Source organism: Pseudomonas sp. IAC-BECa141 (assembly GCF_020544405.1).
Lineage (GTDB): Bacteria > Pseudomonadota > Gammaproteobacteria > Pseudomonadales > Pseudomonadaceae > Aquipseudomonas.
Genome location: NZ_CP065410.1, coordinates 3,042,446 through 3,058,099, shown reverse-complemented (window position 1 = coordinate 3,058,099; position 15,654 = coordinate 3,042,446). Strand labels below are relative to the sequence as shown.

General features: G+C 61.7%; 9 protein-coding genes and 1 tRNA gene. 2 read left to right on the top strand and 8 right to left on the bottom strand.

The features are described from left to right. Positions 1–88: 88 nt before the first annotated feature. A complete protein-coding gene (locus I5961_RS13920; RefSeq protein ID WP_227235531.1) occupies positions 89–2,275 on the bottom strand; it encodes an OsmC domain/YcaO domain-containing protein in 2,187 nt (728 codons plus the stop codon). Between the two features lie 179 nt (positions 2,276–2,454). Here I5961_RS13920 and I5961_RS13915 point away from each other — a divergent pair, with 179 nt between their 5' ends. Together I5961_RS13915 and I5961_RS13910 are read left to right on the top strand one after the other, a co-directional pair. Then, on the top strand, positions 2,455–5,076 hold the full coding sequence (locus I5961_RS13915; RefSeq protein WP_085696179.1) for an EAL domain-containing protein: 2,622 nt from the start codon (positions 2,455–2,457) through the stop codon (positions 5,074–5,076). 99 nt (positions 5,077–5,175) lie between these two features. Next, positions 5,176–6,459: an OprD family porin gene (locus I5961_RS13910; protein ID WP_227235530.1), complete on the top strand. Its 1,284-nt coding sequence runs from the start codon at positions 5,176–5,178 to the stop codon at positions 6,457–6,459. Positions 6,460–6,467: 8 nt separating this feature from the next. Here I5961_RS13910 and I5961_RS13905 read toward each other — a convergent pair. The 7 genes from I5961_RS13905 to fdnG form a co-directional block, all read right to left on the bottom strand. Beyond that, a tRNA-Sec gene (locus I5961_RS13905) sits at positions 6,468–6,563 on the bottom strand. A 6-nt stretch (positions 6,564–6,569) separates the two neighbouring features. Then, entirely contained in the window at positions 6,570–8,480 is a 1,911-nt protein-coding gene (selB, locus tag I5961_RS13900) for a selenocysteine-specific translation elongation factor (RefSeq protein ID WP_227235594.1), read from the bottom strand. Continuing rightward, the gene (gene selA / locus I5961_RS13895) at positions 8,477–9,886 is read right to left on the bottom strand and encodes an L-seryl-tRNA(Sec) selenium transferase (protein ID WP_227235529.1); all 1,410 of its coding nucleotides are present in this window, start codon (positions 9,884–9,886) and stop codon (positions 8,477–8,479) included. Before selA ends, selB begins: the two co-directional genes overlap by 4 nt. 46 nt (positions 9,887–9,932) lie before the next feature. After that, positions 9,933–10,859 carry a formate dehydrogenase accessory protein FdhE gene (fdhE, locus tag I5961_RS13890; RefSeq protein ID WP_227235528.1) on the bottom strand — a complete coding sequence of 309 codons (927 nt, stop codon included), beginning with the start codon at positions 10,857–10,859 and terminating at the stop codon, positions 9,933–9,935. Positions 10,860–10,862: 3 nt separating this feature from the next. Next, on the bottom strand, positions 10,863–11,516 hold the full coding sequence (locus tag I5961_RS13885; protein ID WP_085702988.1) for a formate dehydrogenase subunit gamma: 654 nt from the start codon (positions 11,514–11,516) through the stop codon (positions 10,863–10,865). Further along, positions 11,513–12,448 (bottom strand): formate dehydrogenase subunit beta, encoded by a 936-nt coding sequence (fdxH, locus tag I5961_RS13880; RefSeq protein ID WP_085696185.1) that lies wholly within the window; start codon positions 12,446–12,448, stop codon positions 11,513–11,515. Before fdxH ends, I5961_RS13885 begins: the two co-directional genes overlap by 4 nt. Before the next feature lie 14 nt (positions 12,449–12,462). Continuing rightward, the gene (gene fdnG, locus I5961_RS13875; protein WP_227235527.1) at positions 12,463–15,528 is read right to left on the bottom strand and encodes a formate dehydrogenase-N subunit alpha; all 3,066 of its coding nucleotides are present in this window, start codon (positions 15,526–15,528) and stop codon (positions 12,463–12,465) included. Positions 15,529–15,654: the final 126 nt, after the last annotated feature.

Here is a 15,654-nt window from a genome sequence, read left to right as displayed (position 1 = left end):
CCAGTGCAACAAACGCCCCGACTTGGTTGGGGCGTTTGTTTTCGTGCGAGCAACAGACGAAAAAAGGCCGTTCAACCGATCAAAGTCATCAGTTGACGCGCGCCGCGTGCAATTTCTTGTAGCTCTCGATCAGGCGCAGGTGCCGATCCAGCCCTTCCAGCTTCATGCTGGTCGGCGTCAGGCCGTAGAAGCGCACGCTGCCATTGACCGAGCCGATCGCCGCATCCATGCGCTCGTCGCCGAACATGCGGCGGAAGTTGGCTTCGTAGTCTTCCAGCTCCAGATCCTCGTCCAGCTCCATTTCCAGCACGACGTTGACCGCTTGATAGAACAAGCCGCGCTCGACGGTGTTGTCGTTGTATTGCAGGAAGGCTTCGACCAGATCCTTGGCCTGCTCGTACTTCTGCAAGGCGAGGTAGATCAGCAGGCGCAGTTCGAGAATGGTCAACTTGCCCCATGGCGTGTTGTCGTCGAACTCGATGCCGATCAGCGTGGTGATGTCGGTGTAATCGTCCAGCTCGCTGTGTTCCAGGCCTTTGACGAGATTGCGCAGGCCGACCTTGCTCAAGTTGTGCAGGTTGAGGATGTCGGCACGGAATTGCAGCGCTTTGTTGGTGTTGTCCCAGATCAGGTCCTCTACCGGATAGATCTCCGAGTAGTCCGGCACCAGAATGCGGCAAGCCTTGGCGCCGATGTGCTCGTAGACCGCCATGTAGACTTCCTTGCCCATGTCTTCAAGGATGCCGAACAGCGTCGCGGCCTCTTCGGCGTTGGAGTTTTCGCCATTGCCGGAGAAGTCCCACTCGACGAATTCGAAATCGGCCTTGGCGCTGAAGAAACGCCACGACACCACGCCGCTGGAATCGATGAAGTGCTCGACGAAGTTGTTCGGTTCGGTCACGGCCTGGCCCGAGAAGGTCGGCTGCGGCAGATCGTTGAGGCCTTCAAAGCTGCGGCCCTGCAGCAATTCGGTGAGGCTGCGTTCCAGCGCCACTTCGAAGCTCGGGTGCGCGCCGAACGAGGCGAACACGCCGCCGGTGCGCGGGTTCATCAGCGTCACGCACATCACCGGGAATTCACCACCCAGCGACGCGTCCTTGACCAGCACCGGGAAGCCCTGCTCTTCCAGCGCCTTGATCCCGGCGAGGATGCCCGGGTATTTCGCCAGTACCTCTTGCGGTACATCCGGCAGGGCCATTTCCCCTTCGAGGATTTCGCGCTTGACCGCCCGCTCGAAGATTTCCGACAGGCACTGCACTTGCGCTTCGGCCAGGGTGTTGCCGGCGCTCATGCCGTTGCTGAGAAACAGGTTTTCGATCAGGTTGGACGGGAAATACACGACCTCGTTGTCCGACTGGCGCACGAACGGCAGCGAGCAGATGCCGCGCTGGGTGTTGCCGGAGTTGGTGTCGTACAGGTGCGAGCCGCGCAGTTCGCCGTCACGGTTGTAGATGCCCAGGCAGTATTCGTCGAGGATTTCCGCAGGCAACTCATCTTTGGCGCCAGGCTTGAACCAGCGCTCGTCCGGGTAATGCACGAACTCGGCATTGGCGATCTCTTCGCCCCAGAACTGATCGTTGTAGAAGAAGTTGCAATTCAGCCGCTCGATGAACTCGCCCAGCGCCGAGGCCAGCGCGCTTTCTTTGGTCGCGCCCTTGCCGTTGGTGAAGCACATCGGCGACTGCGCATCGCGGATGTGCAGCGACCAGACGTTGGGCACGATGTTGCGCCACGAAGCAATTTCGATCTTCATGCCCAGGTCGGCCAGAATCCCCGACATATTGGCGATGGTTTGCTCCAGCGGCAGGTCCTTGCCGGCAATGCGGGTGCCCGCGCCGGACGTTGCAACCGGCATCAACAAGGCCTGGGCATCGGCGTCGAGGTTCTCGACTTCCTCGATCACAAACTCTGGCCCGGCCTGCACAACCTTTTTAACCGTGCAACGGTCGATCGAGCGCAGGATGCCCTGGCGATCCTTCTCGGAGATGTCCGCCGGCAGCTCGACCTGGATCTTGAAGATCTGGTTGTAGCGGTTTTCCGGATCGACAATGTTGTTCTGCGACAGACGAATGTTTTCGGTCGGGATATTGCGGGTGCTGCAGTACAACTTTACGAAGTAAGCCGCGCACAAGGCCGACGACGCCAGGAAATAGTCGAACGGACCCGGTGCAGAGCCATCGCCCTTGTAACGGATCGGTTGATCGGCCACCACCGTGAAGTCATCGAACTTGGCTTCGAGTCGGAGGTTGTCGAGAAAATTGACCTTGATTTCCATGCGGGTTACCAGAATAGCGAGCTAAACAAATTGGCCGCCATTATCCGGTTTTTGAGCGTGAAGTCTTGTGCTTTCGGGTCAAGGACGTCCGAGCGGTCAGACACGACTGGCACAACTTCTGAACATCCCCAGGCTGAAGATGTTCTAGATTGAACAGACACCGGATCAAGGACGAGCAGATGGATATCTCCAGCCATTCGACGCCACTCCCCAACCTTCAGGGCCCTGTCACCCGGCGTCTGGCTGTGGCGGTGGGTGCTCTGTTCATTGCCGGGGTGATGGCGGCAACTGCCGCGTTGCTCGGTATTGCCACTCATCTGGATGAGGAGGACGTCGACGACGTGCGGTTCTATTCGGCGCGAGCGCTGGAAAACCGGATCACCGCATCGAAGAACTACATCAGCAGTTACGCCTACTGGACGACAGCGTATGAACGTTTGGGCGGCACAGTCGACACGAATTGGGCGTACACCGAGCAGAACATGGGCAAGACCCTGTTTACCAACGACGGCTATGACGGTCTGTTCGTGCTGGATCGGGACCGCACCAAATACACCGTCGTTCGCGGGCAATTGCTCGATGCGCAAATGCGCCAGTTTCTTGAGGTTCCGGCGCTCAGCCTGGTGGAACAAGTGCAGAACCAGCCGGACCTGACCAGGCCTGTCAGTACTTATTCATTGTTCGAAGGCTGGCCGGCGCTGGTCACCGCTGCGGCGATCCTTCCCAACGATGAGCGTCCGGTGGGCGATCCACAAAAAACCTCCGTGCTGGTCTTCGTCGACAAGCTGACGCCCACCAAGTTGCGCAAGATCGGCAGCGGGTACGGGCTGAACAATCTGAAGCTGGCACCGGATGGCACCATCGACCCCGGCCAGCCCCGCGTCCCGCTGGACAGTACCGGCTACAGCCTCGTTGCTGATCTGGAGCGACCGGGCCAGCATCTGCTGTGGTCGTTGTTGCCTACCCTCGGCCCCGCTTTGATCGTGTTGATGGCCCTGACCGCGTGGTTCTTTCGCCATGCGCTGCGTTCCTCGCGCTACGTCGACGACAGTTTTGAAGCGATGCAGGCCTCGAATCAGGCACTGCTGGCGTCCAACCGCGCCCTTGAAGCCAGCGAGGAGCGCTTCCGGGCGGTGGCCGAAGCGGCTTCCGACTGGATCTGGGAAGTGGATGAAGCGTTGGCCATCACCTATCTGTCGGCCCGGTTCAGTGCAGTCACCGGCTATGAGCAGGCCCAGTGGATCGGCAAACACATCGGGCACTTGCTGGTCTGCGACACCACGCCACTGGATCTGTGGCTGAAAAAACTCGATGACGGGAGCAACGCCAGCGACCTGCGCTGCACCTACCGTGACCGCAAGGAACAACAGCGCCACTGCCGCCTCTCGGCCAGGCCCATCGTGGAGGGTGCGGCAGTCGTCGGTTATCGCGGCACGGCCAGCGACATCACCGATGAAGTCGCCGCCCATGCGCAGATCCAGCACTTGTCCCTGCATGACGCGCTGACGGGCCTGCCCAACCGCAACAAGCTGTCGCGCTATCTGGACGACGCCCTGTTACTCAAGGAGCACGCCCCGCCTTTGTCGCTGCTGATGATTGACCTGGATAACTTCAAGCCGATCAACGATTCGCTCGGGCATCCGGCAGGCGATGCTGTGTTGCAAGAAGTCGCCAGCCGCTTGCGCGAATGCACGCGCGACCACGATATCGTCGCCCGTCTGGGCGGTGACGAGTTCGTCGTGGTGCTCTGCGGCATGGACACGCATCAGGAGATCGACAAATTCTGCACACGCCTGATCGGCAGCCTGCATCAGCCCATCCTCTTCGAACAGCAACCGTTGCACATCGGCGCCAGTGTCGGAATCGCCCTGAGCCGGCGTCACGGGTACGTTGCCAGCGAGCTGATCCGTTGCGCGGACATTGCGCTGTACCAGGCCAAATCCGAAGGCAAGAACACCTGGTGCTATTTCGAAGCGCACATGAGCGATCAGATCCAGACGCGCCGGCAGATGGAGGATGAACTGCGCCGCGCCCTGACGAACAATCAGTTTGTGCTGCACTACCAGCCCCGATACACGGTCGATGGCAAGAAAATCGTCTCGGTCGAGGCATTGGTGCGCTGGCAGCACCCTGTCAAAGGGTTGCTCGGGCCGGATGTCTTCATTCCGCTGGCCGAACAGACCGACCTGATTGTCCCCTTGGGCCGCTGGGTCCTGCGTGAAGCGTGTGAAACGGCACTGACCTGGCCGGCGGACATTTTGCTGTCGGTCAACCTGTCCCCCGCGCAGTTTGCGATCAGCGATGTGGTCGAAGATGTACGCGAGGTGCTGGTCGGCACTCGCTTCCCGGCCAGCCGACTGGAACTGGAAATCACCGAGAACGTCATGCTCAACGACACCGACGGCGCGTTGACCACCATGAACGCGCTCAAGGAACTGGGCGTGCGCCTGAACATGGATGACTTCGGCACCGGTTATTCATCCCTTGGCTATCTGCGCGCCTACCCGTTCGACGGCATCAAGATCGACAAACGTTTCATTGCTTCCATCAGCACCGGCGCCAATGATCGGGCGGTGGTCCAGGCCATCATTGGCCTGGGTAAAGCGATGGGGCTGACCGTGACTGCCGAAGGCGTTGAAACCGAGGAACAACTGGACATCCTGGGCAAGGATCAATGCAACGAAGTGCAGGGTTATTTCATGAGTCGCCCGATCGACAAGGCGGCCTTCGCCAGTCTTCTGCAGGCATCAAGAGCCACCCCTGTCGAGCCTGCCAGACAGCGAAAAGGCCGGGTGAACTGAGGACGCTGACTCAGCACATCCGCTCAATCGCAGCACGACGGTTTGCTTCAGTATCCGGCGACTTCCCTCACGGCCGGTCACTGACACATGAAAGCTTTCATGCAACCGCGTTTTGCCCTGGCACTCTTGTATTGCGCAATGGCCGACTCGGCATTTGCCAGCGGATTTCTCGACGACGCCAAGGCCGAAGTGCTCAGCCGCAACTTCTACCTGAGCAACGACTACCGCTCGCCCTCACCCACCGGCAAAAACTACAAACAGGAATGGGCTCAGGGGTTTATCGGCACTTTTGCATCCGGTTTCACGGATGGAACCGTCGGATTAGGCCTTGATGCCCACGCTTTTTACGGACTGAAACTTGATGGCGGTAAAGGGCACTCCGGCACGGGGCTGTTGCCGGTGGACAGTGACGGCCGTAGCGCAAGCGACTATTCCAGCGCCGGCGGTGCGCTGAAGCTCAAGGCCTCGAAGACTACCCTCGCCTTCGGTGAAATGACCGTGGAAACGCCGGTGTTCGACACCTCGGACAAACGGCTGCAACCGGAATACGCCACGGGGTTTCTGCTCGACAGCCACGAGATCGAAAACGCGCGCCTTGTCGCCGGGCGCTTCACGGCATTCAAGAACCAGGACAGTTCTTCCGGCAAAGGCGATTTTCAGGGCTACGGCGCCAGCACCCGAGGCGAAAGCATCAGTTTCGTCGGCACCGACCTGTTCAGCGACAGCCCGGTGGGTGGCGCGCTGTATGCGTCCGATCTGAGCGACACCTGGCGCCAGTACTACGCCAACCTGCATTTCAAACAGTCCGGTCTGTTGCTCGATGCCAACGTCTACCACACCCGCGATACCGGTCAGGCGCTGGCCGGCGACATCGACAACACCGCGTTCAGTTTCTCGGGCAAATACACCTTTGGCGCCCATGCGGTGATGCTCGGCTGGCAACGCATCAATGGCGACACGCCGTTCGATTTCGTCGGTGGCGACTCGATCTACCTGGCCAACTCGATCAAATACGCCGACTTCAACGGTGCCCACGAACGCTCCTGGCAAGCGCGTTACGACCTCGATCTCGGCGCCTTCGGCATTCCGGGGCTGAACTTCATGACCCGTTATGTTTCCGGCGGCCACATCGACGGCACCCACGCACCCAAGGGCGGCGCTTATAACCCGTTCGACGCGGACAGCGGGCAATTCCAGCCACAGCAAGGGGACGGCGGCAAACACTGGGAGCGCGATATCGATCTGCGCTACATCGTCCAGTCCGGCGCGGCCAAGGATTTGTCAGTGCAGCTGTCCCACGTTTCACACCGGGCCAACAGCGCCCAGGCAGGGGATGATATCGACCGGATCTACGTGGTGATCCAGTACCCGCTGGGTTTTTGAAGGGAAAATGGCGGAAGGCAGCCGGAGTCGAACCTGCCCGGGAACGGATGCCGTCCCCAACCGGGTTTGAAGCCCGGCCGCGCCACCGGGCGCGATTGCCTTCCTTGAACTCAGCTGGCGCCAGAGTTGGCCAGCGCACTGTCGAAGCGGATCTGCCGGCCTTCGCCGACGCGCCGGGTCAGGCCCAGCCGATCGAAGTATTCAAGGATCTGAATACTGCGTTTGCGTCCCAAGCCTAGCGCATCACGGAATGCCGTGACTTCGATTTGCGGATTTTCTTCAGCCAGGCGCAGCAACACCGCCGCCATTTGCCGCAACGTGATGTCGGTGACAAACAGGTCGCGCACCACTTGATGCGTCACGCCAAGGCGCGCCAGTTTGCGCAGCAGCAAACGCACGGTCGCATCTTCCTGGTCGACGACTTTTGCCATGTCGCGTACCCACGGCGGATCGAAACCGTTTTGTTCGAACAATGGCTGGAGCGCCTGCCACAGGGTTTCGTCGTCGGCACTCAGGCGTACCTGGTGCTCGGGCAAATGCAGCCACGGGCCGCTGGCGACCAGTGAACCGGCGCCGAGCAGTTCTTCCAGCAGGCTGATGAACGTTGCACGTTCGACACTCAAACCGCTGAAGCGTCGCAGACGGTCGCGATCCGGCCCCATCTGATCGGGCTCCAGCTCATGAAAGCGTGCCAGTTGCTCCAGCAAGGTGAACTTGAGCATGCCCCAGCGTTGCGCATTGAACAGCATCGGTCCTTGCCGGGTTTCGATCAGGCGGACGTTATCCGGCAATGACCAACGCTCACGCGGACGATTGAACTGACGCTCCAGGCGCTGCGGATCAAGGCCGCTTTCGCTGTATTCCAGCAACGTCGGCAAGGCCTGTTCCAGCTCGGAGTTGATCGCCAGTGCGCGCAGCTGCGCCAGCCGTTCCGGGCTGCGCCGTTGACGGGCTGGCGCGAAGGGATCGAGCACGCGTCCACCGCCGAGCGTTCGCTGGGCACTGGCGTCACGCAGGATCAGCGGGTCACCGTGGACGCCGTGCACCGGGACGTTCGTCAGCAGTTGCGCAAACATGCGCTCGCCGGGCGCCAGGCTCGAGCCTTCCAGCAAGGCGACCCGGGCGATCACGTCCTGCGTGCCCAGATGCAGGTGCACTGGCTGGAAATGCTGGAAAACCCGTTCGCCCGGCAACAACCGGAATTCGATGTCCAGCCGCTGGGTCGGTGCGTGCAGCCATTCGGCGAGCAACCATTGGCCGCGATGAATCTGCCCAAGTTCCAGACGATCCGCGCTGATGTTCAGGGCTACGCGCTGGCCGGCGAATGCCTGCTCGGCGGCCTGATTCTGCGCGTGCAGTCCCCTGACTCGCACGGTTTTGCCCGCCGGGCCGAGGCTGAGTCTGTCACCCACGGCGACCGCGCCTGAAAGCGCCGTCCCCGTCACCACGATGCCGGCGCCGGCGACACTGAACGCCCGGTCGATCGCCAGACGAAATCCACCGTCGCGACTGCGTTCTTCGCTTTCTATCTGCAGCAACGTCTGGCGCAACGCGTCGACACCCTCGCCCGTCACGCTGGAAACCGTCAACAGCGGCGCCCCGGCATAGGGGCCAGACGCCAGAAGGCTTCCAACCTGTCGGCGGACTTCTTCCACCCTGCCCGCTTCAACCCGATCGCACTTGGTGATCGCCACCAGCGCCCGGGGGATGCCCAGCAGCTCGACAATCGCCAGATGCTCGCGGGTCTGCGGCATCACTCCGTCATCCGCCGCCACCACCAGCAACACCAGATCGATGCCTTGCGCGCCAGCGAGCATGTTGTGGGTGAATTTCTCGTGACCTGGTACGTCGATGAAACCTGTCAGCCCGGCGCCCGGCGCCAGTTCTGCGTACAGATAACCGAGGTCAATGGTCATGCCGCGTTCGCGTTCCTGCGGGCGGCGGTCGCCGGTTTGCCCCGTGAGCGCTTGCAGCAATGACGTCTTGCCGTGGTCGATGTGCCCTGCCGTGCCGATGATCACGTTTGCAATTGCCCGAGTTGCGCCTGCCACGCCGGTTCATCGTCGAGTTGCCGCAGATCCAGCCACAACGCGTCGTCATCGATGCGCCCGAGCACCGGGATCGGCAAGGCGCGCAACCCGGCGTCCAGGTTCAGCAGGCTACGTCCGCGCAGGCGTTTCGATACCTGCGGGCGCAGGCACAGCGCTGCGCTCGGCAGGCGTGCCACCGGTTGGCTTCCGCTGCCGATCATGCCCAGCGCAAGTTCTGCGGTGACGGTCCAGCCCTCGCCCAACAATTCGGACATGGCCGGTTGCAGGCGTTCGGCCTGGGCCAGAATCTCGGCTTGCGGCCGGGTCAGCAGGCGCAGGCTGGGCAAACGTTCGGCCAGACGATCCGGGTCGCGATAGAGACCGAGCACCGCTTCCAGTGCGGCCAGGGTCAGTTTGTCGACCCGCAACGCGCGTTTCAGCGGATTCTTCTTGATCTTCGCGATCAACTCCTTGCGCCCGACGATCACCCCCGCCTGCGGGCCGCCGAGCAATTTGTCACCGCTGAAGGTGACGATGTCGGCGCCATCGAGCAGCGCCTGGCGCACCGTCGGTTCCGCCGGCAGGCCCCAGCGAGTCAGATCCAGCAGACTGCCGCTGCCAAGATCTTCCAGCAGCGGCAGATCATGCCGATGGGCCAACGCGGCCAGTTCGGCGGTCGGGACCCGGGCGGTGAAGCCTTCGATGCTGTAGTTGCTTGCGTGCACGCGCATGATCAGGCCGCTTCGTGGGCTGATGGCGGCTTCGTAGTCGCGGGCATGGGTGCGGTTGGTGGTGCCGACTTCGTGCAGACGCACGCCGGCGCGGCTCATGATGTCGGGGATGCGGAACGCGCCGCCGATTTCGATCAGCTCGCCCCTGGAAATGATGCCTTCCTTGCGCGCGCCGAGGCTGTTGAGGGTCAGCAGTACGGCGGCGGCATTGTTGTTGACCACGGTCACGGCTTCGGCGCCGGTCAGTTCGCGGATCAGGCCTTCGATCAGGTCATCGCGGTCGCCGCGCTTGCCGCTGGCCAGGTCGAACTCCAGATTCAACGGATAGCGCGCCGCGAGTTGCACCGCGTCAATGGCTTCTTCGGGCAACAAGGCGCGCCCGAGGTTGGTGTGAAGCACGGTGCCGGTCAGGTTGAACACCCGGCGCACCTGGCTGCGCTGCTTCAACGCCAGACGCTCGGCCACCCTTCCGGCCAGGGCTTCGGGGCTGATTTCAACGGCGGTCAATTGCCCCGCCAGCACGGCTTCGCGCAAGTCATCCAACAACTGGCGAAACCCCGTCAACAGCGCCTCGCGCCCGTAACGCTCGGCCAATGGCTGACACGCGGGATGGCGCAACAGGCTGTCGATGGAAGGTAAACGCAAGGCAAAGACACTGACGGACATCAGGCACTCCGGAAAAAACCGATGCGCCTGAGTGTAGACCCTTGCGTCATTCGTCTCCTGGTGCCAGCAGCAGATTCGGCGCCAGCCGCTGATAACCGTCCTGAGCCAGGCGCATGTCGAGCAGCAGACTGCCCAGATCTGCCGACAGCGCCTCGCCCTCCGCGTCGTTTTCCAGATACAGCAGCTTCAGATAGCTGTTGCAGCCCGGACAGACTTCGGCGCGCAACGGCGCCTGATTGGCGGCGTGGCGGTCATCCTCAAGACTCAGGTATTCAAGCCCTTTGCTCTGTTCGCAATACACGCACTTGACCCGCGCCACATGCCATTCGCAGGCACACAGCGAACACACCAGATAACGCAGGCCGTTGTGCTTGCCGCGATGGCGGATCACCCCGGCCATGGCCGGCGAACCACAGGCCGGGCACTGGCTGAGGCTGTCGCCGGGTGTCAGTTGCAGATTCGCTGCGCTGAGCAGCCAATGACTCCACGCCGCTTGCAGCGCCGCGCCGAGAAACGGCACCAGCGCCGCGGGCACCAGCGAATATTGGCCGCTGACCAGCGCCACGGCCCAGGCGCGCAACTGGCCGGGGCTGGCAAGGCGCAGCGTGGTCACGGCCTCGACCACAGCAGGTTGCTCGGGGGCGACATAACGCTGCAGCAAGGCTTCGAGATAAAGCTGCCAGGTGTCCTCGCGAATCAATGTGTCGGCGGCGAACGGCGGCATGCCGTGTTGCCGGCAGACTTCGAGCCGCTGTTCATCAAGCGACGCGGTCGAGGGCGGATCATCGAGGATCTGCTGCTGGACTTGGCACAGCCCGGCAATCAACTGCAGGTAGTCGGCCAGCGGATGACCTTCGGCCAAACGTTCAAGACGCCGGGCCCGCAACATGAACAGGTTGTGCGGTGGCAAGTGCAGAAACGGCGGCGAACTGGCGGCCGCTTCGATTTCTCCGGGTTCAAGGATGGTTGGCAACTGTCAGCCCTTTTTCGTGACCGGTCGCTCTGGCGGATCCTGGCTTTCCACCTCGCGATACCAGAGTGCATGGTGTTTCCTGGCCCAGGCGCGACTGACCCAGCCGTGCATCATCGCGTCCACCGAACCCTTGATCCAGATCCCGGCGTAGATGTGCACGATGATGCTCAGGATCAGCACAAACCCCGCCAGTGCGTGCAGCAACATGGCCCAGCGAATCGTGGTGATGCCGAAGTAATGACTGAAATACGCGCGCCAGATCACCAGTCCCGTGAACAGCAATGCGAGCATGCACAGCAGTAAAGTCCAGAACAGCAGTTTTTGCCCGGCGTTGTACTTGCCCACCGGCGGCACGGTTTCTTCGTCGTTGACCATTACCCGGTCAATTCGCCGCAGCCACTTCCAGTCGTTGTCGATGAAGAAGTTCGAGCGCCAGAAGCGAAACACCAGGCCGAGGAAAAACACGAACATCAGCACGCCCATGAACGGATGCAGGATCCGCGTCCAAGGCCCGCCTCCGAACAGGTGGGTCAGCCAGAACATCGACGGATGAAACAAAGCCAGCCCCGACAGTCCGGCCATGAAGAACAGAATCGCCACCAGCCAGTGATTGGTGCGCTGATTGGCGGTGTAGCGCAGGATCGTCTTGTTGCTCATGGCCGGCCCTCCCCGCGTGGGTCGAAGGTGTGCACTGCCGGATCGACGACGTGCACCGAGGTGTCGGGCGGATCGGGATGTTCATCTTCTTCGACCCGGTTCGGGCCGATCCGCACGTAATGGAAGAACCCGGCCAGCACCGCGGCGCCCATGGCCAAAAGGCCCAGCGGTTTGCTGATGCCTTTCCACAAGCCCACCAGCGGACTGATCTCGGGGTTGTCCGGCAGTCCGGCGTAGATTTTCGGCGTGTCGGCGTGGTGCAACACGTACATGACGTGGGTGCCGCCGACGCCTTCCGGGTCATACAGGCCGGCATTGTCGAAGCCACGGCTTTTCAGGTCGACGATGCGCTCGGCGGCGTGGGTCTTCATATCGTCCTTGGTGCCGAACACGATGGCACCGGTCGGGCAGGTTTTCACACAGGCCGGCTCAAGCCCCACCGCCACCCGGTCCGAACACAGCGTGCATTTGTAGGCCTTGTGATCTTTCTGCGAAATGCGCGGGATGTTGAACGGGCAACCGGTGATGCAATAACCGCAGCCGATGCAGTGGTCCTGGTCGAAATCGACGATGCCGTTGGCGTGCTTGATGATCGCGCCGGGGCTGGGGCACGCCGCCAGGCAACCGGGCTCGGCGCAGTGCATGCAGCCGTCCTTGCGGATCAGCCATTCGAGATTGCCGGCGTCGGTTTCATGCTCGGTGAAGCGCATCAGCGTCCATGAATCGGCGCTCAGGTCCTGCGGGTTGTCGTAGGTGCCGTGGTTGTGGCCGACCTCGTCGCGCAACTCGTTCCATTCCGAGCACGCGACCTGACAAGCCTTGCAACCGATGCATTTGGTGGTGTCGATCAGTTTGGCCACCTGTTCCTGGTCGCGTATCGACGGCGCCGGTGTGGTGGTGGCCGAGCGGGCAATGATGTCTTGGCTGGCCATCTAAAGATTCTCCATCAGAGCTTCTCCACGTTGACCAGGAATGACTTGGATTCCGGGGTCTGTGTATTGCCATCGCCGAGGAACGGCACCAGGGTGTTGGTCAGGTAACCGTGACGCGTCAGGCCGGTGAAGCCCCAGTGCAGCGGAATGCCGATCTGGTGCACCACCTGGTTGTTGACCTGCAACGGCCGGATCCTTTTGGTCACCACCGCTACCGCTTCAATGAACCCGCGCTTGCAGGTGACCCGCACCCGGTCGCCGGCAGCGATGCCTTTTTCCTTGGCCAGCACTTCGCCGATTTCCACGAACTGCTCGGGTTGGGCAATCGCGTTCAACTTGCAGTGCTTGCTCCAGAAGTGGAAATGCTCGGTCAGCCGGTAGCTGGTGGCGGCGTACGGGTAATCCTTGGCGACGCCAAGGCTGTCCCACACCGAATCGAAAATCCGTGCCGCAGGGTTGCTGATGGCTTTCTTGTTTTCCGGGTGCAGCGGGTTGATGCCGATCGGGGTTTCGAACGGCTCGTAGTGCTCGGGGAATGGCCCTTCGTTCATCTTGTCGACGGCGAAGAACCGCGCCACGCCTTCGGGGTTCATGATGAACGGGTTCATCCCGGCCTCCGGCGGCACGTCGGCCTTGTAATCCGGCACGTCGGTGCCGCCCCAGGCCTTGCCGTTCCACCACACCAGGCGTTTTTTCGGATCCCACGGTTTGCCGGCGACGTCCGCAGAAGCGCGGTTGTACAGAATCCGCCGGTTGGCCGGCCAGGCCCACGCCCAACCCTGATGCTGATGCATGCCGTAAGGGTCGTTATTGTCACGGCGGGCCATCTGGTTGCCGGCTTCGGTCCAGCTGCCGCAGAAGATCCAGCAGCCGGACGCGGTGCTGCCGTCATCCTTGAGCTGGGCGAACCCGGCCAGTTGCGAATTGCCCTTGATCGTCGCGCCGGTGGCGTCGGTGAAATCCGTGGTGGCGTAGCCGTTGATCTCTTTGGCGATCTCTTCCGGCGAGGGTTCTTCGGCGATCTTGTACGGCCACGACAGCTTCAACAGCGGATCGGCGAATTTGCCGCCCTGGGCCTGATAACGCTCACGCAGGCGCAGGAACAGCGCACTCATGATCTGCACGTCAGTGCGCGCCTCGCCGGGGCCGTCGGCACCTTTCCAGTGCCATTGCAGCCAGCGGCTGCTGTTGACCAGCGAACCGTCCTCTTCAGCAAAACAGGTGGTCGGCAGACGGATCACTTCGGTCTGGATGTCGGCGCTCTTCACATCATTGAACGGCCCGACGTGTTCCCAGAACTGCGAGGTTTCGGTGGCCAGCGGGTCCATGACCACCAGCCATTTCAGCTTGGCCAATGCGGCCATCACCCGGTTCTTGTCCGGCAACGCGGCAATCGGGTTGAAGCCCTGACACATGTAGCCGTTGACCTTGCCCTGCCCCATCAGGTCGAACACCTTGAGGATGTCGTAGTTGGGGATGTCGAGTTTCGGCAGGTAGTGGTAGGCCCACTGATTCTCGGCGGTGGCATTGGCGCCGTACCAGGCTTTCATCAGGCTGACGTGGAACTTGCTGTAGTTCTGCCAGTAGGACAATTGCCCCGGCCGCAGCGGTACTTGCGTGCGTTTCTTGATGTAGGCGTTGTAGTCCTGCTCCATGTCGGTGGGCAGGGTCAGGTAACCCGGCAGCGCGTTGGACAGCAGGCCGAGGTCGGTCAGGCCCTGAATGTTCGAGTGCCCGCGCAAGGCGTTGACCCCGCCGCCGGGCATGCCGACGTTGCCCAGCAACAGTTGCACCATGGCTGCGCTGCGGATGATCTGCGAGCCGATCGAGTGCTGGGTCCAGCCCAACGCATAGAGGATGGTCATGGTCTTGCCCGGTTGCGAGCAAGTGGCGATTTCCTCCCAGATCTTTTTCATCGCGTCGACCGGCATGCCACAGATCTGGCTCGCGAGGTCGATGTTGTAGCGGCTGTAATGCTGCTTCATCAATTGATAGACGCAGCGCGGGTCCTGCAGGGTCGGGTCGACTTTGACGAAGCCGTCGTCACCCAGTTCGTAACCCCAGGTGGATTTGTCGGTGTAGCTGCGTTTGGCTGCGTCGTAACCGGTGAACAGTCCGTCTTCGAAGCCGAACCCGGCTTTGACGATGAACGACACGTCGGTGTAGTTGCGCACGTATTCGTGCTGGATCTTGTCCTCGGTCAGCAGGTAATTGATCAGCCCGCCCATGAACGCGATGTCGCTGCCGGTGCGAATCGGCGCGTAGTAATCGGCCACGGACGCGGTCCGGGTAAACCTCGGATCGACCACAATCAGCCGCGCGGCGTTGTGCGCCTTGGCTTCGGTCACCCATTTGAAGCCGCAAGGATGGGCTTCTGCTGCGTTGCCGCCCATCACCAGGATCAGATTCGCGTTGGCGATATCGGTCCAGGTGTTGGTCATGGCTCCACGGCCGTACGTCGGGGCAAGACTTGCCACCGTCGGGCCGTGTCAGACACGCGCCTGGTTATCGAACCCCAGCATGCCGAGACTGCGTACCACCTTGTGGGTGATGTAGCCCGCTTCGTTGGACGCTGCAGACGCCGCGAGGAAACCGGTAGTCAGCCAGCGATTGACCGTCTGCCCCTGGGCGTTCTGCTCGACGAAATTGGCGTCGCGGTCGGCCTTCATCAGGTCGGCGACGCGGTCGAGGGCTTCGTCCCAGGTGATCCGGGTCCATTCGCTGCTGCCGGGCTTGCGCACCTGCGGGTACTGCAGGCGGCCGGGGCTGTGAATGAAATCCAGAAGGCCCGCGCCTTTCGGGCACAGGGTGCCACGGTTGACCGGGTGGTCGGCGTCGCCCTCGATATGGATGATGTTTTGCGCAACGTTCTTCGCGGCATCGCCCTGGCTGTACATGATCAACCCGCAACCGACCGAGCAATACGGGCAGGTGTTGCGGGTTTCATGGGTGTGGGCAAGCTTGAAGTGGCGCACCTGCTCGGCGAAGGCCAGCGTCGGGGCCATGCCCAACGCGCCCAGGCTAGAGCCTGCAAGGCCGATACCGGCGACCTTGAAGAACTGACGACGGCTGAGATCCATCGTGCACTCCTGATCAGGTGGAACCCGGTACTGGTGCCGGGTCTGTTCTGGACAATCACGGTTGCGGCACTTGAGTGCCGACTTTTTCACTGTAGACAACGTGTGGTTGGCCAGTGTGAAAACCGA

Bases quoted from the DNA above. Each gene is read 5' to 3' on its own strand.
- fdxH (WP_085696185.1), bottom strand. From the start codon at position 12,448: ATGGCCAGCCAAGACATCATTGCCCGCTCGGCCACCACCACACCGGCG.
- selA (WP_227235529.1), bottom strand. From the start codon at position 9,886: ATGTCCGTCAGTGTCTTTGCCTTGCGTTTACCTTCCATCGACAGCCTG.
- I5961_RS13920 (WP_227235531.1), bottom strand. From the start codon at position 2,275: ATGGAAATCAAGGTCAATTTTCTCGACAACCTCCGACTCGAAGCCAAG.
- I5961_RS13910 (WP_227235530.1), top strand. From the start codon at position 5,176: ATGCAACCGCGTTTTGCCCTGGCACTCTTGTATTGCGCAATGGCCGAC.
- I5961_RS13885 (WP_085702988.1), bottom strand. From the start codon at position 11,516: ATGAGCAACAAGACGATCCTGCGCTACACCGCCAATCAGCGCACCAAT.
- I5961_RS13915 (WP_085696179.1), top strand. From the start codon at position 2,455: ATGGATATCTCCAGCCATTCGACGCCACTCCCCAACCTTCAGGGCCCT.